The following is a 22,723-nucleotide window of genomic DNA, read 5'->3' as shown; positions in this document are numbered from 1 at the left end:
AACTTTTGCCTTGAATGCTGCGCTAAACTTTCTGCGTTCCTTCTTCATTTTACAACTGCTAATTTAGAAATTAATTCAGTTGTCTAATATTTGGGGGAAACCGCATTGCTCAACGATTAGATTGTAAGTAGCTACCGTATCATTTCCGTAAATAATGTAGTCAGGCGATTGTGGGCTGGCACTAAGTTTTGATGCCCACATCAAGATGACAACAATAAGCAACTGTTTATAACCCATCATAAAATGTCTGAGACGGTCTCACTTTGCTTTTTTAGATTACTCATAAACGTTTTGACATTGTGCCTGTTCCAGCCATACGAAATAACCGATGGGATGGCATCCGGATCACAGATACTGTTGATCAATATTTTGCCTTTCTTCCGTTTGATCGTTATCAATTCCCCCCAACTTAAAGACCAATTCCAATACCTCCCGGCTCTCACATACGATTTCCGTTTTATAAGGATTCTCCACTTTAGGTTCTCGCATGTCATTTTCAAGGCATTCTCAAATTGCCCATCATTGTATTGGATCTCGAATACTTTAAAGCGAAGTCTTGCTCGCTGCGCGAAGAACGAAATAAGCGCCAATCCGATAAATATCATGGCGCTCCAAAGCAGCTCCGCTTTTGTTGGAACCGTTTTGTAGGTGTCATCGAGGTACATGCTAACGAAATCGATTAGTATCACGATGGGAGGGACGAGTAACAATGGTACCACAGAAAAATGCCAGAAAAGTTGCCGCTTCGTTAGCTGTATCCGATCGGCTGCCTTTTTTTTAATCATGTTTATATACCTTCGTATAGGCTGTATTCAGGTTGTTTTCATAATAATTTAAATCCAAGTTCAAAACGCCTCTTTAAAGATAACAAGTTTATTTACGATAATCAAGCCTTCAATCCCTTGGCGAAGATTCGTTCATAATACCATACCCAAAGATAGATTTAAATTGCCATACCCTTTGAAACGCTCGTATTGAATGCCAATCATCAAACCCTTCGGCAGCCCGAAAAGCCAGATGAGCCAGCCTTGAAAAAATCAGATGCTTCTTCCAATGAGCCGAAAGCACTGTCGGGGCCCAGGCAATCCGTCTCCAGCGCCGTTACGGCTAGCGAAGTTCCGTCCGCGCTTTTGAAGGCCACCTCATAGCGGCCACATTCTTCGTTTACGGTAAACTCTTCAAGGTGATGCTCACCTGGGAACACCCGTCCGCCTGCCAGCGCGTTCAGGTGCGAGGATGTATCTCGTCGGGGTATGAAAACACCTTCCTTCACCATCCCGTTTTCCGTCCATTCCACAGCGATGCGGTGAGCCGTTTTCAGAAGAAATGCCAATGGCGGCGGGAATTCCCTTTGGCCTGATTTCCTTCAGACGGATCAGGCAGATACCAGCTATTCCGGCATCATCAACAAGCTTGGGCCGGAAGGGATAGGGGAGGTATTTCCGCAATACCTCTTTATCCACTCGGTAGTTTATCAGTATGCGCCGGTCTATCACGCCAGTTATCGTTGGGATTTTCATGCGATTTATCCAGTGCTGATTTAAATCGTTCTGTTATATTTCCGATAGGTATTCAATTATTTGTCGTTTAAGATCATCCTCTATATTTACCGATGTCGTTTGTTCCGTCAAGACAAGTTTGCAGTTGCACTCAATCTCAGTCACGTTTGTGATATATGTAAACCATTCAAAATACGTCCATTCTCTTGGTCTTGGCGAATGCGTTGAAGGATCACAGTGAACGCCGCACGATAACCTGTGTAGGGTTGCGGACCACGACGGTCTTCCTGTTGATAATAGCCTCGCTGACGGCCTTGCCCATCGCCTCGAAATCTGTGGAAATCACCGTGATGCCGTCTTCAAGGACCTCTTTGACTGCCGTGTCGTTGTATGAGATGAGTCCGATGTCTTTGCCCAGCTGATAACCCTGGGTGCGGGCCAGTTTGATCAGCGCCACATCATCAGTGTCGTAGCGGCTGAAGGTGATGTAGGTATTGCCTTTTCTGAAGCTGTCGGCTTCAACTTCGTGCTCGATGGCGTAGCGGAATTCATGCTCAGTGCAAAACCGCAGGAAACCGTCCAACACGTGGCGTGCATGGGTGGCTGCAGTAGGGGCAACGAGAATGAGCTTTTTATAGTTGGCCAATTGCTTCCGGAGTTGGTTCAGCCCGTCGTAAATGTCGTGTTCAAAGTCCTGAAATATGCAGGAGTATTCGCCTTGCAGATGCGGCTGGTTATAGTCAATGATAATCCGTTTTTGCGGCGGAATGAGGTTCAGCACCGCAGCGGGATCTTCCTTCAATAAGGTGGCAATGACAAAGTGTGTGTAGCTGTTCAGGTTTTCGTAGATGAGGTTTTCAAACACCTTGAGGTTGTGGTGGTGGAAGTATACGTCTACATCGGCAACATCTTTCAACTGATCAAAAAGGGTATGGTAGAATCGGTCCCGCATGATGTTCATCTTGTCCAGCAGGAGGAACACGCGGTAAGTATGGCCTACCGATTTTTTTTTCACGTAGTACCCTTTCCGGTATACCGACTCGATAATTCCTTTCTCAAGGAGGTGATTCAACCCTTTCAACAACGTTTCTTTACTCATCCCCAGTTCCTTTTCGAATTGCTTCAAAGACGGTAACCGGTCGCCGATATGGAGTTTGTCAGATTCGATTAATTGATTGATATGATCGACCAACTGCATGTATTTCATGCGTTGGTTCGCAGGAGCTGCGAGGCTATCAATGGCGGTTGTCTGCATAGTAGGATACAAAAGTAAGGAAATACCAGTGCAAACCAAACCATATTTGATGTGTCACTGGCTGTTTGTTCCATTATCTAATTGGTTACGCCCTTTTTTCCAAAAATATTTAGAAATATAAAATTAAATGTAGTATAATTGCAATGTGGTTTAATTACCATACCACACCATACCAGACTTAAAGAAATTAACCAAGTTATGAATATGAATATGCCATGAATAGATTTTTTTACATTGTTCTTTGTCTTTGCTGGTGAACTCCGGAAGCGCCCCTACGTGGCCGGCGCAGCCTGGTGGACCTGCAACGATTACCAAAGCCGCTACTACGGCAGCAATGCCAACGGCTACCGGCCGTGGGGCCTCTTGGGCCCCGATCGCTCAGCCCGGCCGGCTTATCACGTTTACCAACAGGAAATGGCTCCACTGACCGTGGAAAAAACGGGTTTTCAGCCCGGAGGTAGAGGTGTGCATGGGTTGCGGTGAAAATAAGTGCACCGGCCGATTTCCCGGCCTACAGGGTACGGGGCTATGTGCTGGAAACGCCACATACCCGGGTGAGCTTACCGGACCTGGCACCGGGTGAAAGCTCGGAAATCACCTTGCCTGTCACCGGATTCCAAAAGGATATTTTGCTGAAAGTCGTCAAGCCCACAGGTTACGTAGCCTTGCAGCAAACCATGACGTTGAACGAAACGAATTGATTTTACAGTACCCCTATTAAGACATGATTCAAGAAGAGGAAATTGATAGAAGATATTCCCGGGCAGTGACCTTGTCAGCAGACTTGGTGATTACAGGCGGAGGTTTGTCCGGCACGTGTGCAGCCATCACCGCTGCGAGGCAGGGATTGAAAGTGGTGCTGGTGCAGGACCGGCCGGTATTGGGCGGCAACGCCTCGAGTGAAGTGCGCCTATGGATATTGGGGGCCACCTCGCACATGGGCAATAACAATCGTTGGAGCAGGGAGGGAGGTGTTATCGACGAGCTGCTGGTGGAAAATACTTATCAGAACCCCGAAGGCAACCCAATCATTCTGGACATGATTTTGCTCGACAAGGTCTTTCAGGAACCGAATATTACGCTGCTGCTCAATACGGCGGTATTTGAGGTGGAAAAGGACGGCCCCGATACTATCCGGAGTCTGAAGGCCTTTTGTAGCCAGAATTCTATCGCCTTTCACCTGGAAGCACCCTTGTTTTGCGACGCTTCCGGTGACGGTATCGTAGGCTTTTTAGCTGGCGCAGCGTTCCGCATGGGCGCTGAAGCGCGGGAAGCGTTTGATGAGCCCATGGCGCCGGACACCGACTATGGCGAGCTGCTCGGGCATTCGCTGTACTTCTACAGCAAGGATACCGGAACGCCGGTGAAGTTTACAGCGCCCTCATTTGCCATAGATGTATCTAAGGAGGTTCCGCGTTTCCGCAATTTCAAGGCCAATGAGCACGGTTGCCAGCTCTGGTGGGTGGAGCACGGAGGGCGTCTGGACACCGTACATGATACCGAGCGTATCAAGTGGGAGCTGTGGCGCGTGGTGTACGGCATCTGGGACTATATTAAAAACTCCGGTAAGTTTCCGGAAGCCGGGACCATGACGCTTGAATGGGTAGGGATGATTCCGGGCAAGCGTGAGAGCCGCCGTTTCGAGGGCGACTACATGCTGAGCCAGCGTGACCTGATCGAGAAGCGTACACATCCAGATGCGGTGGCCTACGGCGGATGGTCCATTGATCTGCATCCCGCCGACGGGGTGTTCAGCGAACGGCAGCCTTGCAATCAATGGCATAGCAAGGGCATTTTCCAGATTCCGTATCGGTGCCTATACAGCCGGAACATCCAAAACCTGTTCTTCGCCGGCCGGATCATCAGCGTCAGTCACGTGGCGTTCGGCGCCACACGCGTAATGGCCACCAGTGCCTACGTGGGGCAGGCGGTAGCGGTAGCGGCAGCCTTGTGCAAACGGCAGGGTGTGCTTCCACGCGCACTTTACGAACAGGGGTACATCGGCCAGTTGCAGCGCGAATTGATGAAGACCGGGCAGCATATTCCCGGTCTTGTGCTGACCGATGATGCAGACCTGGTCGCACATGCGCGGCTGGTGGCTTCGAGTACCCTGGCTTTTTCGAGATTCTCGCGCGGAAATTTGCGCTGGAAATCGCTTGACATCGGCGCTGCCCAGTTGGTGCCGTTGCATGCCGGCGCCGTGCCGGTGTTTTCCCTACCCGTTCAGGCCAGCGGCAATACCGCACTGACCGTAGAACTGCGGGTGAGCAGCCGGAAAGGCGGATTTACGCCGGATACGGTGCTGGCCACGGAATCTGTTGCGCTTGCGCCTGGAATAACTGACCTGGAGCTTGATTTCGGGGTTGTGCTGGAGGAGGCACAATATGTCTTCCTGACTTTCCTTGCAAACCCGGAGGTACAGCTTCCTTACACCAACCAGCGGATCACAGGGCTGCTCTCGGTGTTTAATGGTGTAAACAAGAAAGTGTCAAACAATGGCTGCCAGCAGCCGCCCGTCGGCTCGGGGGTCGATGAGTTTGAGTTCTGGTGCCCCCAACGCCGCCCTGAAGGGCAGAACATCGCCATTGCGTTAGCTAATCCACTGATGGCATTCGAACCAGACAATATCCGGAACGGCGTGGACCGGCCGGTTACCGGGCCTAACGCCTGGGTGGCCGACCCGAATGACACTGATCCATATGTCTCGTTGCAATGGGATACGCCTCAAACGATCAGCCGCATCGTGCTGGTGTTTGACACCGACGCAGACCACGCGATGGAGTCCGTACTGATGACTCACCCCGAACGGGTGATGCCGTTCTGTGTGCGGAATTACAGAATAGAAGATGCGGCCGGGAACGTGATCTACCGAAAGACGGATAACTACCAGACAAGGAATACCATTGTCTTGGACGAACCGGTGACGACCGATAAGTTCACAATCCATGTCGCACATCCGTCCGCAGAAGTTCCCGCGGCCGTGTTTGCCATCAGATGTTATGGGGGGATGCAATGACGACACTGGACTACTGGGTAATTGCAATTTTTTCCATCGGCATACTGGTTGCCGGACTATCCATGAGCGACCGCAAACCCGATATGCAGTCCTATTTCGGCGCAAGCGGAGCCTTGCCCTGGTGGATGAGCGGTTTGTCCCTGTACATGGGGTTTTTCTCTGCGGGCACTTTTGTGGTATGGGGTGCCATTGCCTATGAACAGGGATGGGTGGCCATTACCATACAGTGGATGATGGCCATTGCCGGATTCCTGATCGGTCGTTTCATCGCACCGCGATGGCGACAAACCGGTGTGCTTACCGCAGCTGAATTCGTGCAACAGCGGTTTGGCAGTGGTGTCCATAAGTTTTATACGTACGTTTTTCTCCTGATGAGCTTCGCATACAACGGGGCCTTCCTTTATCCGGTGGCCAAATTGGTGAATGTGTCAACCGGACTGCCTTCCCATTATGCGATCATGCTTTTCGGTCTCATGGCCGTGCTCTACACGACTTCCGGCGGGCTATGGGCAGTTATCGTGACCAATGTGCTGCAATTCGTGGTGCTCACCGCAGCGGTGGTCATCGTCGTGCCGCTGGCATTCGATCGGGTAGGCGGCATATCCGCTTTCGTAAAAGCGGCTCCCGAGGGATTTTTTAACCTTACGGGCGGTGAATACACCCCATGGTTTATCGCCGCTTTCGGCCTTTATAACATGGTGTTCATCGGCGGCAATTGGGCTTATGTACAACGGTACACCAGTGTGCCCACCAAGCAGGAAGCGAAAAAAGTGGGCTACCTCTTCGGCTTGCTGTATCTGATCAGTCCCGTCATATGGATGCTGCCGCCCATGCTGTACCGATTGGTAAACGTGGATCTGGCAGGCCTCGAGAATGAGGGCGCCTACCTGATGATGTGCAAGGAGGTGTTGCCGGCAGGCCTCATGGGGCTCATGATAACCGGGATGATTTTTGCCACTACCGATTCAGTGAACGCATCGCTCAACGTATCGTCTGCGGTGTTTACCAATGATGTCTATAAACGGATAAATTCCGGGGCTACCAACCGGTCGTTGATGTGGGTGGCCCGCTTATCCACGCTTACGTTTGGCATGATCACCGTTCTGGTTGCCCTGATGGTACCCGCAATGGGCGGCATTGTACAGGTTGTGCTCAGCATCGGTGCGCTTACCGGGGTGCCGCTGTATGGCCCCGCTGTGTGGGCGTTGTTTTCAAACCGGCAGACCGGCTTTTCCGTTTTGTTTACTACCATTGCCAGTTTGGCGGTCAACCTGTTTTATAAGTTTGGTGCTCCTTTGCTGTTCGATATTTCGCTAAACAGAATGCAAGAGACGGTGCTGGGTGTGTCTCTTCCCATACTCCTACTGGTAGTCTTCGAAGTGATTTACCGAAACAAAGCCTATCGCGTTCCAGATGTTGCCGTGCCGGATAGTTCAAGAGACACTGACGCGGGCTCATCACGGGGCAAGCGCCAAAGTGCACTGGCGACAAAGACCATTGGCGTGACCTTGCTGGGAGTCAGTCTGATAATTTTTGTGCTGGGACTATTTGCTACGCACGGCAGAACCATTGTGCTGGCAACATCCCTGGCCACCACACTCCTGGGCACCGGGCTGCTGGTTTCGCGGCCGCGGCAAAAGCGCAATGCAGACAGCGTGCTTTAACAGCTTTATCCGAGATGTCAACCATTTCATCGAGAAAGAAACCGGCGCTAATGCTCATGCAACATACTCCAGACTGCTTCTCTATATAAAATCCTTTAAGCTATTAACCACAGAAGATATTCTTCAGCTTTATAAGCCGGCCGCCCTGGTTAATTTTCAACTAAGCGAATTGCCTTTGGCAGGCGAAAAACGCGACAGGATTTTAGCTGCCCTGCAAACCTATCTGGACCGAAATAATCTGACTTATTCTTTAGACCATGAAATTGCCAACCTTGAAATCTCCGGCGCATCCGAAGGCCAGTTGATAGAAATCGTCCGCAACTACGACGTCGCACTACAAGTCACCTCGTCGCTATCCACCCGCATCCGCCCGGGAAGATTCGCCCAACCGGTGCGTTCTTATGGCTTTGAAGTATTCATGCCCGCCGCAGATCCTCCTATTGTTGCCATCGTGGATACAGGCATCAGCGCATCCACTCCGCTGGCCCCTTTGCTTATTGCAGACGAGGACCTTAATCTCACTGGAACTCCCGTCAGCCAAGACAATCCGATCGTAGAAGGGGTCATGGCACCGCCGTAGCAGCCTTGGCAGCACTCGGCAAGGGTCATGTAGCCAAGGTTATCAAGGGGCTATGGTCCCCTTTCTCTTGATAATTTGGACGTTTGGATTTTAGGGAGAGTTACAATTTGCTTATGCAGACATATGAACATTGTCAATTATATAAAACCGCTGCTGCATACCGCCGGAGGAAACAAAAGAATAAACGCTCGTTGCAATCATATCAGAGAAAGGCCGTGGTGTCATTAAATGATCTTGATCGAGACATTTACAACCACCAGGACGCACCTGGAATCTTATTGGAATGCTACGATCTCAATTATACTGCTTCTACCGGACGCGAGGCTCCAGACCATCGACGGCATCACGTAGTCGCCTTAATCGTCGCAGCCACAGCCTAAGATTAAGTACTAACTGGACAATAAAAAAACAGCAATTCCAAGCAATACTCCATATTTTCCAGAAATGAAGCTGATCCCGTAGCTAAAAAAGACCGGTTTGAACTCCCCAGGCGATGATTTATTGATGAATCAAGCTTTCATAGTACGCTACCGAAGCACCCATACCTGCAGCACCATGATAGTTGGGCGCTTCAAAAACAAATGCATAAGGTTTGTAGAGCGTAGCACAGCTTGGATAGTCTTTTTCTAATTGTTTATACTCATCCCAATATGCATGGTATAATTTAATAGATTCTGCCATGTTGGTTTTATCATACGTCCCACTTTGATCCCCTGTATAACCCAAGGCCATTACCTTCCAGCCTTCGGCGATAATTTTATGTAGCAATAATCCATACTTGGAAGAAACAAATAGGTATTGCTGGTCTTCTTTGTCAGACATTGTGATCTGCTTACTCAGCTGCACCATTTTATCGAATATTTTGATTGCTTCGTATCTTTCTTCAACCGCTTCATCAAGTTTTTTGTCTTTATAAAGCTGTTCGAAAGCCCTTAACAATACAGGTTCATTTGAATCAGGAATCTTTTTCCCATGAATTCCTCCCAAAAATTCATCTCTGGTCCACCAAACCCATCCACGTTGGAAAGATTCTATTTTGGCTGTAGCATGTCCTCTTAATACCGCTTGTGAGGATAACATACATAACTCGCGGAATTTTTTTCTTGACTCGCCTTTAATTCCGCTCTCGTCCATGAAGTTATTAAAAACCTGCTCTTCGGTTAAATCGGTATTTTGCGCCCAATGACTGATAACATATGCGTTTAAACGGCACCAAAGCTCATTTTTAATATAGGGACCAACCCAACCGCCACCTCTTGACCATGACCATATTCCACGAAAGTTAGGCATGTTTTTAATGTCATTTAATCCTTTAAATCCGGTTTGCGGGGCAATACTAAAATATTCTTCAAAACCATTAATTACTCCATTCATAACATAATTTGGATATGCGCCTTTTCCTTCATATTCACGCTGACATTGAACCTCAACAATCTGTGGGTGTTTGCCAATAGTTATAGTAGGGTTAAAATCATATAACCTGCGATAATCTCCGCGGATATGTTTGATAGAAAACACCAAATTAGGATGTTTTTCGATTCGGTTAGTAACGTTTAAATAATAGTCCGGATTTTCATGCATACCGCCAAAAGACCATGTTCTGTAAAAGAGCATTTTGTTTCGCTTCACGCAAACTTCGTCTCGTAGCAGGTTGATCAGCTTTACATGACTCTCTTCAGCATTGGTAATAGGTCCGTTTCCGGTATGATAGGGGACGTTATCCAAATATGTTTCTCCGGTTCTGATAATCAATCCGTCTAAGTCTGGAAATGTTTCAAACACTTCTTTTAGCATTGCCCGGTGAATTTCAATAGTCTTTGGTCGTTCAAAAGAAATACGGCCTTCGCTATCCATGATTTCGTCTTTATATATTTCTACTAATTTTTTTGGGAGTATAATAATGTCAGTCTGATAATATATTTTGATACCTGCCTTATGGGCTTTCTTTATATTATTTCGTATTCTTTCTGCAGCAGCTAATACCCAGGCTCGTTCTTCGGAGCCTTCAGGGAATATAGTTGGGTTGAGCTTGTCGTACGTAATAGCTGCATGTACAAATGTGAAATCAGTAATTACCTGGCCCGTGTAGCCATTTTTTGCCAAAAAGGCCGGGTCGTTAAAAATAGTTTCTGTTAAGGGTTCTCCGGGATTATTTTGCACCATATCCAGGATGTAGAAGTCATTTTTCTTCTGGGCAGTGGCTATAATATGAGTTACAGTGATCAAAAGAACAGCGCAAATCGATTTAAATTTTAGCATTGTAGTTATAAATTAATGTTTAAAGGTTTACCTTCTGTTATCAGTTTAGAAAATGTCTGTACTCCATTTTTTACGATACTCACACGTATCTGATTTTTTTCTCTTTTCAACTCGATATCAAACAGATTCTCAAATGCGTGTATTTTTCTGAGCGCCATTTTGTTCCAGGTTGTTGGTAAATATGGGCTGATTGTAAATGACCGTAAGCCAGTAGGCCTTATTCCTAAAAGGCCTTCTGTATAAATGCGGCAGTATAATCCGCTTTCTGCAGAAAGATGCCGCTGATTGCCTTCCGGGTATGCTTCTACAGCGTAAGGCACATGCTCGCCTAACAGGCGGCGGTTTGAATAGTAAGTTAGGTATTTAAGTGCCTTTTCTTTTTCTCCGGCAGCAAAAACACCACGTAAGGCGTATAAGGTAGATCTGTCCCAGAATGTCTCTTTGCCTGCTTCGGTTGCAAGTCCGTCAGCTGTCCACAATCTTGGAGAAAAGAGTGCTTCGATTGTTCCCTTTTTGCGGTCAAAAATATCAACGGTTAATGGTAAACAGATCCAAGCCCGTAAAACATCGTTATCCTCATAATAGCGATAGGTATCATAGCCTTCAACTTTTGCTCCGAAATAGCCTTCAATTGCTTTGCGTAATTTCCCTGCCTGGTTGTGATAAGCTTTTATTTGTGAAGCGCTTTTGGATAGTGCTTTAGCAAGAAAACCTGCCGATATGAGTGCATCGTAATAGAGAGCGGATGTACTTAAGTTAGCTTTTCCGGACGGAAAGCGGTTTTCAAGCTCGTCGGTGTCGGAAGCAACGACACCATCCTCATTTAGCTTGCGTCTGCAATATTCTAAGCACCATTCAATAAGCGGCCAAAGTTCTTCGGCTTTTGTTTTGTTTCCCAGAGCCAGGGCAAATCTTGTAGCTCCGTAAGCAACCATAGCAGCATCACCACGATCGCCGACTCCACGCCAAAATGTATCTCCCTGCGAAGTTATAGAACTTGGTAAGGGATCAAAATCACTGTTCATGAATCGTGCGAAATGCCTGTATGCATTTAATGACGCTTCATTTCCAGAAGCGTAACCCAAAAACGGGAAGAATGGTGCTATGTATTCCGCCTGATCGTTTGCCCAAACAGCAGCATAATACTCGCCGCCGCCCGGGCCATGCATAAGCCCGCCTTTAGTCCGATAAATGCTCTCTGATGCTCTTACTTTAGCAAAGGCGAAAGTGCGGTTAAGCACCTCATTGGGGGTTTCTAATTGTAGCTGATTATGCCATTGTTTTACCAATTGCATTCTTCGAAGGCGCTCATTTTCTGTGTCGAACGTTAATGGGTTGTCATTCGTTCTGGCAGCCTGAAAACTGGCAGTGAAGTGTATCGTCTCCCCTGGCTGCAGGTGTTTGCTGCCCGGGCCTTTTAGTTTTTCAGAAAAGATATATTTTCCTTCAATTCCAACCTCAGGATCTGTGGTAAATGTTGATTCGTAAGCAGGAATTTCGATGAATACAGACTGGTTGGAGTGGTTTGTCAATTCATATGCTTCTAAATAAACAGGCTTATCTACAGAGGGGAAAAAGGTTCGTTTGCAACTGATGTTATTCGCAAACACGCTATTACAAACAAAAAGACCGTTTAGCGAGATCGTTTTTACTTTTTCTCCGGTTAGTTTTGCTCCATTTACATATATATATGTTAAAGGATCCCAGTTAAAGGTACGTTTCAGGTGATCGCGTGTTTTATTGGGGTGTTTCCTCAACATTGGCCATATAATTGTACGGCTTAACATGAAAGCGTTTTCAGCATTTACCCCATAATCAACAATCACCGAAAGATGCTCTCCGCTCATTTCCAGGTGATCTTCATGTGGCACCCGTTTATCAATATGCCAAATGATACCACCGTCTTCATCCATTTGCCATCTGCTTTCCTGTTGTGCTAAAGAAGATTTGTCGTCTGTTAATAAAATAGTGAACAATACGGTTAAACGCATGGCAAACCTGGAAATACTCTTGAATGCTTCTGTCATTTTTGTTTGTATTTATAATTCGTGTTCTGTTTAAATCTAAAAAGCTGTGTGATGGGCTTATAATAATAGGTATGTTCGAAGGGATGCATCCCCCAAAGCTCCCTGGTTTTTTGAATGTGGTGTTGACCTACTGGAAGCGATCTCGAAATTGGTCGGGAGCTGACTTATTTTGGGGGGTAGGTTAGTTTAGGAATACTTATAATAAAGCGAGAACCTAAAAAATCTATAAAAAGAAAACATATGAAGATTCGATTGGTCATTCTAATGCTTTTGTCTTTATGCGCTGTTTTCTCCAGCACTTGCTTGGGGGAAAGCATCTATGTGCATCCACAAAATGGATCAGATAGTAGTAAGGGAGATTTTTCAGCACCTTTTAGAACCTTAAAAAAGGCGGTGAGCGTAGTAATGCCCGGAGATACGATCCATTTGTATCCGATGGTATACCAGGAATCATTAGAATTTCGAAACAATAAGTCAGGTACGCCGGACAAGCCCATTGTGGTTGAGGGGCATGGTGCAATCATAGATGGCGCAGTTCCGTTGGTTCTTTCCAGTTGGGAAAAATTACCGGACGGGATATACAAAAACACAAAGTTGCCGCTGATTAAGGGATTTGATATCAGCCGTTATAATTTTTTCTTTAACAATGAAATGATCAGGATGGGAAGAACCTCCAAAGGGATAAAAGCACCATTTAAACCATATGAAAGTTTAAAACAGGGGGAATGGACTTATAGCGAAAGCGAGAGCGCTTTTTATATCAAAACAGCGCCGGGGACCTCGCTTACTTCCTATAAAATCACAGCTCCCATACTGTCTAATGGCGTTTCTTTTACCAGCTGTAGTTATGTTACTATTAAAAATATTACTGCAATGCGGGTGATTAACGATGGGTTTAATATTCATGGCGATTGTGTTGGTCTTTACTTCGAAAATATAACTGCCAGGGATTGTGGAGATGATGGTTTCAGTGCTCATGAAAATAGTTTAGTTAGGGTAAACGGTTTTACAAGCATCGGAAATAGCACAGGGGTGTGTAGCATTAATAATAGCAGTTCTGAAATGGCCAATATTCTTATAAAAGACTGTATCGGCCACGACATTTTCTTTCCGCAGGGTGGGGTTAATGTAATACGCAACTGTGTAGTTTTATCGTCTTCCCAAAAAGGAATTACAGTTGGTGCTCAGCCAGATCTAAACTTTTATTCTACACTGATCTTTGACAACCTTCTTGTTATCCGCAATGGAGATCCCATTTCAATCCGGGTTTCCGTAGGAGGGACATTAAAGATTAATGCAGCCTTATTATCCGGAATTGGACTCATCAATGAAGGGACAGCAAGCTTAACAAATGCTGTAATAGGAGGAGATAAAGGCGTCTCGTTAGAAATAAGGAAAGACGCAACATGGAAGGCAAATCAAAATCAATATGGATTGTCTGCAATAAGTCTTTTTGGTAAAGTATTTACAAAAGAAGATTTTTCCGAATATAAGTCGATTACACGGCAAGACAGTCAATCCAGCTGGGATTTAACCACGATAGACATTAAAAGTCAATATGGCAAGGCTGGAGTAAATATTGATCTTCTGCCAAAATTTTAATTAAACAATATGCAAATGCTACTACGATCAGCTTTCATTACACTTTCTTTTTTCTTGGCCCCAACTTTTAGTTCTCTGGCGAAGGATACCAATTCTTTCGAAAAAACAATTTTTGCCCATTACATGGGCTGTTATCCGTTGGATAAATATAACGCCAGACTCAGCAGCGTTAATCCGTATGACTTCAATGTGTATACCAATGCAATAGGAGGCAAGATTGTTAATTTCCCGATTTTACAAGCAGGTAAACAGCTGGATGAGATTGAAGCTGCAGCATTGGATATAAGAAGAGCTATAAGGGCCGGCCTTGATGGATTTGCAGTTGATGTTTTAGCCGGCAAAGAGATTGGTTTGCATACATTAGATGTATTGTTCGCAGCGGCAGAAAAATATGATTTACCTTTTGCTATCACTTTTTGTCTGGATAACCCGAGTAGAAATCCGGGGGCAATTAAATATTTGCTGGACAATCATGGTAATAGTCCAAAGCTAGCCCGCAGAGATGGGAAGGTATTACTTTTTGGTTATTACTCTATGAGGGATGCGGAGAACTATGCAAGAGAATATTTTGAACGCAAAAGAACTGGTAAGCAGGTAGTTCCAGAATATTATCATAATGATACTAATTTCAAAGGGTTTCCTCAGTTACCCAGGGATACCTTAGCTTTTCCAGAGCTTAACAGTATGAACGATTTTTTAGTGGATCCTAAAGCATTTGCTGCTCACGTTAAAACATTCAGACACTATGAGGAAAAATGGGGAACACCGCTTCATATGCAATTTGAATTAAGTTCTGTATTGAGGGCTCCTTCGCCGCAATTCCGTGGTGAAGAAGGATATCAAAAAATAAAAGAAATTGTAAACATACTTTCCAGCGGTTTTAATTCTTTGGGTTTATTCCTTCCTTCGACTTTTCTGACTCCCGAACAAATCATTGAGCTGTCTGAAATTTGCAGAAAGAACAATTGTGAATGGGGCGAAGCGCTGAGCTATCAATATGACAATGAACTTTGGGAAAGAATCCACATTGGAGCAACCGGATTGGAAATGCAGAAGAGATGGGAAATGATAGAAAAGACAGGATCTACGCTTCTGCAGTTTACTACATGGAACGATTATGCAGAGAATACCCAGTTGGCTCCGTCTCAGGAGGTGAATTACACATTTTTGGACTTGAATGCATGGTTTGTGAAAAGATGGAAAGATGGCCGCGACCCACAAGTTGATGACGATAAAATTCATGTTATCTATCCAAAATACCCAAAAGGGGCAGAGGAAAACAGCTATCCTTTTAAGGTGACCCGGGTACTTAATTTTGATAGGCCTATAGAGGTGATTACAATTTTGAAATCTCCGGCAGTAGTACGTTTACCGGGGCGAAATATTTCCTGGAAGGCCCCTGCCGGATTCTTTTATAAGCAGATCAAAGCTGAAACAGGCGCGGTTTCGGTAGAAGTTTTACGAGAACAAAAAGTGGTGAAATTGCTGCAATGCCCTGAACCAATTACTTCGATGATCTTTAGGCAACAGGCAACGCCTACTACTTTTACGACAGAATATGAGAAACACTGGAAGGCAGATTTTGGTGATAGCCCTGTTGTGATAAATAGCTGGTACGGCGATCAGGACAATGACGGACTTCCAAACTGGTTTGAAATGTTATGGTTTGGTACATACGGAGATTTTAGCACAGCAACAGGCGCTAGTCCCGATGATGATCCCGATCAGGATGGTTTTACTAATTTGCAGGAGTATCAAAACAGGACCGATCCAACGTGTAAAGATCCTGTAGCATACAACAGCCAATTCGAATGGGATCTTACAGATAACTCCCGAACACTGAGTTTTAATCCGGAATCAGACGCAAACTACAACAATGTTTGGTATTATCTTGCGTCCACAGGCGGATCTAAACCCTCTTTTTCCCGATATGAATTGACGGCTTACATTCCTAGAAGAAAAGGCGAGGTGACGCATAAATCTTTTCCATACCCGGTTTTCCAATTTCCGTTCGGTACTGATCAACGAGATCCTGGCAAGCCAACTTCCTCCATTAGCTTCTTATCAAGGGAAAATCAAAATTATTTGACATTAAATACAACAGTTGAAAATGGGGCAGCAGTTGCGTGGAAGAGTCCAGTAGATGCAAAAGTTGACATTGAAGTGGTATGCAAAACGGACAACAAGGACATTCAGTTTGAAATTTTCTCCAGAGGGGTACCCCAAAAGTTACATAGTGAAAAACTTTCAAAAGGTAAGGTGCTTAAGAAAGCCCTTAACGGAGTTTCCGTGAAAAAAGGTGATACGATTATGTTTCATGCTGAAAAGGGAGTGGATGCCACTTTAACCTTTGATAAGCTGCGTATAACAATGGAGTAGCCGCATTGCAGATCTCTGGGATACCCAAAGTTTAAATTTTAAGAGAAATAATCTGTTTTGTGGTATCCTAAGTCTCAAAATCAATGAGCGTGCAGGTAAGTTTTAACCTTAATTGATAATACTTCGAGTAGATATCTATTAAAATACTATTTATAACCCCAAAGAAAAGTTAGATGGCGAAAAGACCCTTACGTTGTTTGTGCTTGCTTATTCTTGTGTGTTCATTTTATGGATGTAAGCCAACAAGACAATATCAATATCCGTTTCAAGACCCCGATTTATCTATAGAAGACAGGGTTGATAATCTAGTTTCACTACTGACCCTGGAGGAGAAGGTAATGCAAATGGTAAATAATGCTCCCGCTATAGAACGTTTGGGTGTTCCGCCTTATAACTGGTGGAACGAAACCTTACATGGTGTAGCCCGTAGTCCTTATCCTGTAACATCTTATCCACAAGCAATTGTCATGGCAGCCACATGGGATACCTTGTCTTTGCACACTATGGCAAACTACTGCGCTTTAGAAGGGCGGGCGATTTTTAACGATTTGCAAAGGAGAGGGAAGAGGGGGATTTATCTTGGTTTGACCCATTGGCCACCTAATATCAATATTTTCAGAGACCCGCGATGGGGAAGAGGGCAAGAAACTTATGGAGAAGACCCTACATTTCGCAGCCGGACAAAGGCAGCGAGTTGTTTTTAAAATTAGCCCTAAACAGATGGAATGGTGGGACGAGGGAAGCCAATCGATGTCAATGATTCCTGGAGATTTTGAACTTTTGGTAGGAGGCGGTTCCGATGGCAGAAGTTTAAAGCCTGTAGCTTTTCGCATCAGGTAAATTTAAAATTGGATAACACAACGTGTTTATTAAGAAGTAAAATGGACAGAACAACCTATTTATTTAAACTTTTTTTCTGCATTTTTTTAGCCTCAAGTTTTTCTATATCAGCTCAACCTGTACGCGAAAAGTTATCCCTGGATAAAGGGTGGCGTTTTTTTCAGGGCGATATTCCTTTTCCCAAGGTTTTAGGCCACTCCATGTCGTATCATTCTTCAAAAGCTGGGGCGGCACTTGGACCTGCTGCTATAAATTTTGATGATAGGGGATGGAAAACAGTAAACTTACCTCACGATTGGGCGGTAGAGAATCCCTTTGATTCTTTGGAAAATTTGTCTCAGGGCTTTCGAAAAAGAGGAATTGGATGGTACCGTCGCTCTTTTAGAATGGAAGAGAGTGAAAGAGGGAAAAATATAGAATTACAACTCGATGGGATAGCAACAAATAGCACCATATGGGTAAATGGGCACGAGGTGGGACATAACTGGAGCGGGTACACATCTATTTATATTGATCTTAGCTCATTACTGCTATACGGAGATAATTTAAACACTATAGCTGTAAGAGTTGATGCGGAAAAGCATGAAGGCTGGTGGTATGAAGGAGCCGGAATATACAGGCACACCTGGCTGGTAAAACGTAATCCATTGCATGTCATTACAGACGGTATCTATGCTCATCCGGTTAAAATGGATAACAAATGGGTAATACCTGCAGAAGTAACTGTAGAAAACAGAGGAAAAAATTCAGAACAGTCTTCTGTAAAAATTGATGTAATTCATCCTTCAGGTAAAGTAGTGGCAAGTGGCAAAACTAACATATCGGTTGATGCTTTAAAGAGATCTGTAGCGAAAATTAACCTGGAAGTAGATAAGCCCGAACTTTGGACGCTTGAGAATCCGGTGCTGTATCAGGTAAGAACACGACTTGAAGCGTCGGCAAACAATATTTCAGATGAAGTAATCACCCGCTGTGGATTCAGAACTATTGAGTTTACTTCCGATTCAGGATTTTTTCTAAACGGAAAGCATGTAAAAATAAAAGGGGTTTGCAACCATCAGGATCATGCAGGTGTAGGCGTTGCCGTACCAGATGCGCTATGGGCCTTCAGAATTAAGCGCCTTAAGGATATGGGAGCAAACGCGTACCGGTGTGCACATAATCCTCCTGCAGCAGAGTTTTTAGATGCCTGCGATAGTTTGGGCTTGCTGGTTATGAACGAAAATAGAAACTTCAATATCGGGGAAGACTACATCCGGCAGCTGGAGTGGATGGTCCGGCGGGATAGAAATCATCCCTCAATTATTCTTTGGTCTGTGTTTAACGAGGAGCCAATGCAGGGAACAGAAAACGGATATGAAATGGTGAGACTTATGACTTCCAAGGTTAAGAATTTAGATACTACCCGTCCTGTAACTGCCGCTATGAACGGAGGACTATTTACGCCCATCAATGTGTCACAAGCGGTAGACGTTGTAGGCTTTAATTATCAGATGGGGTCCTACGATAAATTTCATGAAGCTAATCCTAATATGAAATTAACCAGTTCTGAAGATGGCTGTGGCCTGATGACAAGAGGTGAATATGTTACGGATCCAACAAGAAATATTATTGATCAATATGATAGTCAAAGCGCAGCCTGGGGAGCTACTCACCGTGAAGCCTGGAAAGCTATACATCAAAGGCCCTGGTTGGCCGGATGCTTTCTCTGGACAGGTTTTGACTATAGAGGGGAACCTACTCCTTATGTTTGGCCTTCTGTAAGTACGTTTTTTGGAGCTATGGACGTATGCGGCTTTCCTAAAACGGCTTTCTGGATACATCAAGCACAGTGGCGAGAAGATATAAATGTTCTTCAGTTGGTTCCGCATTGGAACTGGCCAAAAGACTCAATTGGAAAAAAGATCAAGGTAATGTGCTTAAGTAATGCGGACTCCGTAACTCTCTATTTGAACAAGAAGCTTATTGGTGGACAAAAGGCTGATTACTATGAAATGAATACCTGGATGGTACCTTATCAGCCGGGCCGTTTGGAAGCCTTCGGTTTTAAAAAGGGAAAGAAAATTTCTCATTTTGTTGTTGAAACAACGGGGGAGCCAGCAAGTTTAAGGTTACTGCCGGATAGAAAAACCATAGATAATAATGGTTGGGATGCGATGCCTGTAACTGTTGAAGCCCTTGATAGCAAGGGTAGACACATATCAACAGCAAATGTAGATATTACCTTTGAAATCAAAGGATCGGGCAAAATAATCGGGCATGGAAACGGAAACCCTAACTCTCACGAGCCGGAAAAAGGAAACCGCAGAAGCCTGTTTAATGGATTAGCACAAGTGATAGTGCAATCGGAAGAAGGCGGAAATGATCCAATAGTCTTGATTGCCCGATCTGGACGGTTAAAGGCCGGTGAGGTGGTGATTCCTGTTAAACAGGTTCCGGCTGTAAAATCAATAGCAGCCGAAGTCCCTAATTTCCAGTTGCAGGACTGGCAAGTGTCTCCGTTTTCTGTTGTTAAGCCCAACCCTAACCAAAACGTGGCGCTTAACGATATGAACACGTGGACTTCCATTAAAACTGGTGTTTTGCGACAGCATGAGTCTAGCGGATATTTTATCTACCGTACTAACTTTGAGCCTTACCAGTCACAAAAAGCCGAAGGTGGGGTCCTGTCGATTAAGCGGCTAACCGGAAAAGCCGAAGTTTGGGTAAATGGACAACTATTAGCAAACAAGGAAAGTCATACTACCGAAGATTTGGCGATCCCTTTTCCAGCATCTGAAAATGTTAATTTAAACATTCTAATAGAAGCACCCGAAGGTAAAAAGGTTGGTTTAGGCGGGGTTGTTACCGTTTTACCAAAAAATCAGAAATAGGATGTTGCGTATTTTGTTCAATAGTTTTTTATAATAAGAAACCCTTATAATAAAGTAATTTATAACCATTTAGAAAACAAATTATGAAATACTTAATAAAATCCTGCTGTTGGGTTAACGTTATTTGAAAGGCTTGCAGAGGATTTCTAAAATGAAATAGTTACGACTTAATCTGACAGTTACGATTAGAAGGTAACTTTAAACAGTTAAGTAATATGACAACACAACAAAAAATCATCAAGAACAAGTTAGGAGTATTGGAGCTGGCACAGCATCTGGGCAATGTATCGAAGGCGTGCAAAGTGATGGGCTATTCCCGCGACAGCTTTTACCGTTTCAAGGAACTGTATGAACAAGGAGGCGAATTTGCCCTGCAGGAGATCTCGAGGCGTAAGCCGATCCTGAAGAACAGGGTTGAGGAGCATGTCGAACGTGCAGCGGTTGAAATGGCCATCGACCAACCTGCCTTTGGCCAGTTGAGGACAAGCAACGAACTGAAGAAAAAGGGCATCGTCATTTCCCCGGGCGAGGTCAGGAGTATCTAGCTGCGTCACGATCTCCATACTTTCAAACTTCGTTTAAAAGCACTGGAAGCCAAATCGGCACAGGAAGGCATCGTGCTGACCGAAGCACAGCTGGCCGCATTGGAACGTGCCAGGGAAGAGACCGTGTAGTACCTTTTTATGAGGAACACGGCCTTAGGCTGCTTCGGGTGTTGACCGATAGAGGCACGGAATACTGAGGCGCAAGGGAACGCCACGAGTACCAGCTCTATCTTGCCATGTAGGACATAGATCATAGCAGGACAAAGGCTAAAAGTCCCCGGACCAATGGAATATGCGAACGTTTCCACAGGACCATCCACGACGAGTTCTATGCGGTGGCATTCCGCAAAAAAGTGTACCGGGGAATTGAGGAGCTACAGCGTGACCTCGATAAATGGATGACGTGATATAACCGCGAAAGAACCCACACGGGAAAATACTGTTACGGTAAGACACCGATGGAGACCTTTTTTGCAGAGCATGCCGCTAGCGCACGAAAAGTTGTTGGAAACACTAACCGAAGACCATTTTGCGCCCAAGCCCTCCTCCCCACAGAGAGAGGGCGTGGCTCAAAATGAGTCTGTCGAGTTTGAGGAAAATGAGTATATTAGCAGAGAACAACTGACAGTTTTTTAAAACCCCTGACTGTCAGATCAAGTAGTGGCTATTACATCTAAAACGATGTTTTATGTAATACCTTGCTCTATGTCTTTTTTATCTTTAGCATTACGAGTGTTTTGATTACCTATTTCTTTTCAGGAATGGAAAATGTTCGTTTTCTGTATGCTGCTCCAACATCACTTTTTCTATACGCTTTACAATTTTGGGATTAGTTTTAGCGAGGTCATCCTTTTCTCCGGGGTCTTTTGATAAGTCGTAAAGTTCGATTGGCCCATTCGGGTTTTGCAAGACCTGTTCTCTGATGCCTTTCCAATTGCCTATTCTCACGGCCTGTCTTCCTCCGTCTTCATGGAATTCCCAGTACAAAAATTTGTGTTTAGTTTGCTTTGGCTTATTCAAAAGCGTTGGTAAGATTGAAATACCATCTGTTCTGTTTTGCAGGTTTATACCGGCTAATTCGGCGAATGTTGGCAAAAAGTCCCAGAAAGCACCAATATGATTGGAAGTTTGGCCCGGGCGGATGGTTCCTGGCCAGGTTGCTATCGTAGACACCCTGATTCCGCCCTCAGAAAGACTTCTTTTAATACCTCTGAATTGCCCGCTGCTGTTAAAAAACTCGGGCTCATTTCCCCCTTCGGCGTGAGGACCGTTGTCGCTGGTAAATACGATCAACGTGTTTTTTTCTAATCCTAAAGCCTTTAGTTTGTTTACGATCTCACCAACATAGTTATCCAGTTTGGTTACCATTGCGGCATAAGCAGCGCGAGGGTACGCCTGTGGCTGATAGCCCTTTCCATTCCAGCTTGTTGGGATGTTCCGAGAGTCTTCTTTGAATTTTCTTTTGTAATATTCGAAAGCTTGGTCATCCGCGGGTAGTTGCAAGGCTGCATGTGGAAGCGTATAAGCAAGGTATACAAAGAAGGGATTTGCCTTATTAGTTTCTATAAATCGAATAGCTTGCTTTTGTATCAATTGCGGAGCATATTCAGTTTGATTGTGCGGAGTGTTCTTGAGCGCTATCCGCTTTGTGTTGCTCCATAAATGACCCGGAAAGAAATTGTGCGATTGACGCTGACAGTTATATCCGTAAAACTGATCTGCGCCTTGCCGGGTGGGGTCCCCTTCCGAGCCAGGGTACCCAAGTCCCCATTTTCCAAAAACACCTGTAATATATCCGGCATCCTTGAACATTTCAGGCATAGTGTATGCCGAATCTGGCAGGGGAAACTGGCCCTCTTCGCCAATTTCATGATTTCCTCTTATAGCTGTTTTACCTGTATGATAGCCTGTCATTAAAGATGCCCGGGATGGTGCACAAACGCTGGTGCCTGCATAAAACTGTGTAAAACGCATACCGTCTGCAGCTAACTTGTCGATATGAGGAGTGGCGATTTTCGTTTGACCATAACAGCCCAAATCGCCGTACCCTAAATCATCCGCCAGAATAAATATGACGTTTGGCATTTGTTGGGCCTTCGCAACAACGACTAACATCGTGAATAGACAAACAAAAAGTTTAAAACGCATGATATTAATTTATTTTATAAGAATTTATATAATACC

At 44.9% G+C, this 22,723-nt stretch carries 16 protein-coding genes and 1 pseudogene; 11 read left to right on the top strand and 6 right to left on the bottom strand.

The genetic code is table 11. The features are described from left to right. Positions 1 to 236 precede the first annotated feature (236 nt). The 3 genes from ACFOET_RS08900 to ACFOET_RS08890 form a co-directional block, all read right to left on the bottom strand. Positions 237 to 785, bottom strand: a complete 549-nt coding sequence (locus ACFOET_RS08900) for a hypothetical protein (RefSeq protein ID WP_379021711.1) — start codon at positions 783 to 785, stop codon at positions 237 to 239. A gap of 203 nt (positions 786 to 988) precedes the next feature. Further along, positions 989 to 1,333, bottom strand: a complete 345-nt coding sequence (locus ACFOET_RS08895) for a hypothetical protein (RefSeq protein WP_379021709.1) — start codon at positions 1,331 to 1,333, stop codon at positions 989 to 991. Between the two features lie 398 nt (positions 1,334 to 1,731). Next, entirely contained in the window at positions 1,732 to 2,754 is a 1,023-nt protein-coding gene (locus ACFOET_RS08890; RefSeq protein ID WP_379021707.1) for a GntR family transcriptional regulator, read from the bottom strand. Between the two features lie 234 nt (positions 2,755 to 2,988). On the opposite strand from ACFOET_RS08890, the gene ACFOET_RS08885 reads away from it, so the two are divergent. From ACFOET_RS08885 to ACFOET_RS08865, 5 genes are read left to right on the top strand one after another with little or no spacing between them, the layout of a single operon-like run. Continuing rightward, on the top strand, positions 2,989 to 3,237 hold the full coding sequence (locus ACFOET_RS08885; protein WP_379021705.1) for a hypothetical protein: 249 nt from the start codon (positions 2,989 to 2,991) through the stop codon (positions 3,235 to 3,237). Beyond that, on the top strand, positions 3,234 to 3,455 hold the full coding sequence (locus ACFOET_RS08880; RefSeq protein WP_379021703.1) for a hypothetical protein: 222 nt from the start codon (positions 3,234 to 3,236) through the stop codon (positions 3,453 to 3,455). The genes ACFOET_RS08885 and ACFOET_RS08880 overlap by 4 nt, the downstream gene beginning before the upstream one ends. Positions 3,456 to 3,478: 23 nt before the next feature. Beyond that, positions 3,479 to 5,770, top strand: a complete 2,292-nt coding sequence (locus tag ACFOET_RS08875) for an FAD-dependent oxidoreductase (RefSeq protein WP_379021701.1) — start codon at positions 3,479 to 3,481, stop codon at positions 5,768 to 5,770. Next, positions 5,767 to 7,434 (top strand): sodium:solute symporter family protein, encoded by a 1,668-nt coding sequence (locus ACFOET_RS08870; RefSeq protein ID WP_379021699.1) that lies wholly within the window; start codon positions 5,767 to 5,769, stop codon positions 7,432 to 7,434. The genes ACFOET_RS08875 and ACFOET_RS08870 overlap by 4 nt, the downstream gene beginning before the upstream one ends. Beyond that, complete coding sequence (locus ACFOET_RS08865) at positions 7,415 to 8,014, top strand: hypothetical protein (RefSeq protein ID WP_379021697.1); 600 nt, start codon at positions 7,415 to 7,417, stop codon at positions 8,012 to 8,014. The genes ACFOET_RS08870 and ACFOET_RS08865 overlap by 20 nt, the downstream gene beginning before the upstream one ends. A 498-nt stretch (positions 8,015 to 8,512) precedes the next feature. Here the strand turns inward: ACFOET_RS08865 and ACFOET_RS08860 are convergent, their stop codons facing one another. Then, positions 8,513 to 10,273 carry a hypothetical protein gene (locus ACFOET_RS08860; RefSeq protein WP_379021695.1) on the bottom strand — a complete coding sequence of 587 codons (1,761 nt, stop codon included), beginning with the start codon at positions 10,271 to 10,273 and terminating at the stop codon, positions 8,513 to 8,515. 5 nt (positions 10,274 to 10,278) lie between these two features. Further along, complete coding sequence (locus ACFOET_RS08855; RefSeq protein WP_379021693.1) at positions 10,279 to 12,300, bottom strand: glucosidase family protein; 2,022 nt, start codon at positions 12,298 to 12,300, stop codon at positions 10,279 to 10,281. 240 nt (positions 12,301 to 12,540) lie between these two features. Here ACFOET_RS08855 and ACFOET_RS08850 point away from each other — a divergent pair, with 240 nt between their 5' ends. The 6 genes and pseudogenes from ACFOET_RS08850 to ACFOET_RS08825 all read left to right on the top strand — a co-directional run bounded on the left by ACFOET_RS08850 (position 12,541) and on the right by ACFOET_RS08825 (position 21,117). Then, positions 12,541 to 13,902, top strand: a complete 1,362-nt coding sequence (locus tag ACFOET_RS08850; RefSeq protein ID WP_379021691.1) for a right-handed parallel beta-helix repeat-containing protein — start codon at positions 12,541 to 12,543, stop codon at positions 13,900 to 13,902. A gap of 15 nt (positions 13,903 to 13,917) precedes the next feature. Continuing rightward, positions 13,918 to 16,281: an endo-1,3-alpha-glucanase family glycosylhydrolase gene (locus ACFOET_RS08845; RefSeq protein ID WP_379021689.1), complete on the top strand. Its 2,364-nt coding sequence runs from the start codon at positions 13,918 to 13,920 to the stop codon at positions 16,279 to 16,281. A gap of 173 nt (positions 16,282 to 16,454) precedes the next feature. Continuing rightward, positions 16,455 to 16,985, top strand: a complete 531-nt coding sequence (locus ACFOET_RS08840; protein WP_379021687.1) for a glycoside hydrolase family 3 N-terminal domain-containing protein — start codon at positions 16,455 to 16,457, stop codon at positions 16,983 to 16,985. Then, the gene (locus tag ACFOET_RS08835; RefSeq protein ID WP_379021685.1) at positions 16,933 to 17,121 is read left to right on the top strand and encodes a fibronectin type III-like domain-contianing protein; all 189 of its coding nucleotides are present in this window, start codon (positions 16,933 to 16,935) and stop codon (positions 17,119 to 17,121) included. The genes ACFOET_RS08840 and ACFOET_RS08835 overlap by 53 nt, the downstream gene beginning before the upstream one ends. A 41-nt stretch (positions 17,122 to 17,162) precedes the next feature. Continuing rightward, positions 17,163 to 19,994: a beta-galactosidase GalA gene (gene galA / locus ACFOET_RS08830; RefSeq protein WP_379021683.1), complete on the top strand. Its 2,832-nt coding sequence runs from the start codon at positions 17,163 to 17,165 to the stop codon at positions 19,992 to 19,994. Positions 19,995 to 20,209: 215 nt separating this feature from the next. Continuing rightward, a pseudogene (locus tag ACFOET_RS08825) lies at positions 20,210 to 21,117 on the top strand (helix-turn-helix domain-containing protein). 163 nt (positions 21,118 to 21,280) lie between these two features. On the opposite strand, the gene ACFOET_RS08820 reads toward ACFOET_RS08825, so the two are convergent. Further along, positions 21,281 to 22,687, bottom strand: coding sequence for an arylsulfatase (locus ACFOET_RS08820; RefSeq protein WP_379021681.1), 1,407 nt, complete (start codon positions 22,685 to 22,687; stop codon positions 21,281 to 21,283). Between the last annotated feature and the right edge of the window lie 36 nt (positions 22,688 to 22,723).

Source organism: Parapedobacter deserti (genome assembly GCF_042646065.1).
Taxonomy (GTDB): domain Bacteria; phylum Bacteroidota; class Bacteroidia; order Sphingobacteriales; family Sphingobacteriaceae; genus Parapedobacter; species Parapedobacter deserti.
The sequence above is the reverse complement of the archived record's forward strand: the minus strand, read 5'-3'. Positions and strand labels throughout refer to the sequence as shown.